1 protein-coding gene is annotated in these 1,504 nt (G+C 65.2%); it reads left to right on the top strand.

Features of this window, described 5'->3' with window-relative positions:
* Window positions 1-875 (top strand): transposase (locus KGQ19_RS48565; protein ID WP_212022423.1); only part of this gene is annotated, 875 nt, incomplete at its 5' end.
* Window positions 876-1,504 lie beyond the last annotated feature (629 nt).

Genomic DNA, 1,504 nt, shown 5'->3' with positions numbered 1-1,504 from the left:
CGCCTGCTCAAGGGCGCCTGACCTCACCCTACGATCTGGATACACGCTGGGCGGCTAAGGGCGATGACCTGTTCTGGAACGGATACAAGGTCCACATCTCCGAAGCCTGCGACGCTGCCCCGTCCACGCAGCCGGGCCGGGCCGGCGGGGATCTGCCGCACATCGTCACGAACATCATGACCACCGACGCGGCTGTGCCCGATGCCGTGGTCGTGAACCAGGTTCACGAGGTCCTGGACGGACGCGGGCTGGCCCCGGGCGAGCATTTCGTCGATTCCGGGTATGCCTCGGCCGATAATGTACTGGCCGCCCGGGCCGCCGAGATCGACCTGGTCACCCCGCTGCTGGGTGACACCTCTGTCCAGGGCAGGGCCGGCGCCGGATACGACCGGGCCGCCTTCGTCATCGACTTCGATGCCCGGACCGCGACCTGCCCGCAAGGCAAAGTCAGTGCCACCTGGAACCCGGTGGTCCAAGAGCGCAAAGCAAAGATCGTGGCGTCCTTCGCCCGTATCGACTGCATCCCCTGCCCGGCCCGGGCCTTGTGCACCACCTCCAAGGCCCGGCGCCGCCAACTCACCGTGCCGCAACGCGAGGTCCACGAGCTACAGACCACCGCCCGCGCCGTCCAGCAAACCCAGCACTGGCGGGCCCGCTACGCCACCCGCGCCGGCATCGAGGGAACCATCGACCAGGCCGTCGACCTCGGCATCCGCCGAGCCCGCTACCGCGGCATCGACAAAACCCGACTACAACACGTCTTCATCGCCTGCGCCCTCAACCTGATCCGGCTCAACGCCTACTGGAACCACCACCCCCTGGACCGAACCAGAACAAGCCACCTCGGCAAACTCGCCCTCACCCTTGCCACCTGACGAATAAACCAACAGGGTCGTTCCCCTCGGTCGCGTCGGCAGGGCTTCGCCTACAGTGCCGGTGGCCGGGGGTCAAGTTCGCGCTGAACAAAACCGCAGCTCACACGGCAAACCGCAGCGCGCGGACTTTACCCCCGGACACCGGTGCTGTACCCCCCGGGCTGACGACGCGACCGAGGGGAACGGACCGCACCACCCCACAAACCGCCGCCGCTGAGACTAGATCGGCCACCCGAGGGACTGGCGCTAGTTTCCCTGAGGTTGCCGAGGCCCGCCGGAGGCCCGGCTCTTCACCATGGGTTTGACCTTGATCTTGCTGTTGATCTTGCTTGTGTCGTTGATCTTGCTCTTGATCTGGCCCTTTGTCCTTGTTCTGACTTGCTGGAGTTGAAGAGGCCTGAGGTGGGGCGGGGTTGTGAACGCGGGAACCGGCAGCCGACAAACACACCTGCCGACCCGAACCCCGAACCGGCTCAACTATGACCGAAGGCCGTAAAAAGCTTTGAGTGCCTGTTGCTCAACCGAACATGGGTGTTGAGCTGGGAAAATAGTTCCTGGTGTGGGGTGTGATCCGTTGTTGGTGGCGGTAGAGGTTGGTGACGGATCGGGGCGGGGTTCGGCCGGGGAGG

It is taken from the genome of Catenulispora pinistramenti, from assembly GCF_018274385.1.
GTDB classification, from domain to species: domain Bacteria; phylum Actinomycetota; class Actinomycetes; order Streptomycetales; family Catenulisporaceae; genus Catenulispora; species Catenulispora pinistramenti.
This window is presented reverse-complemented; position numbering and strand designations above follow the sequence as displayed.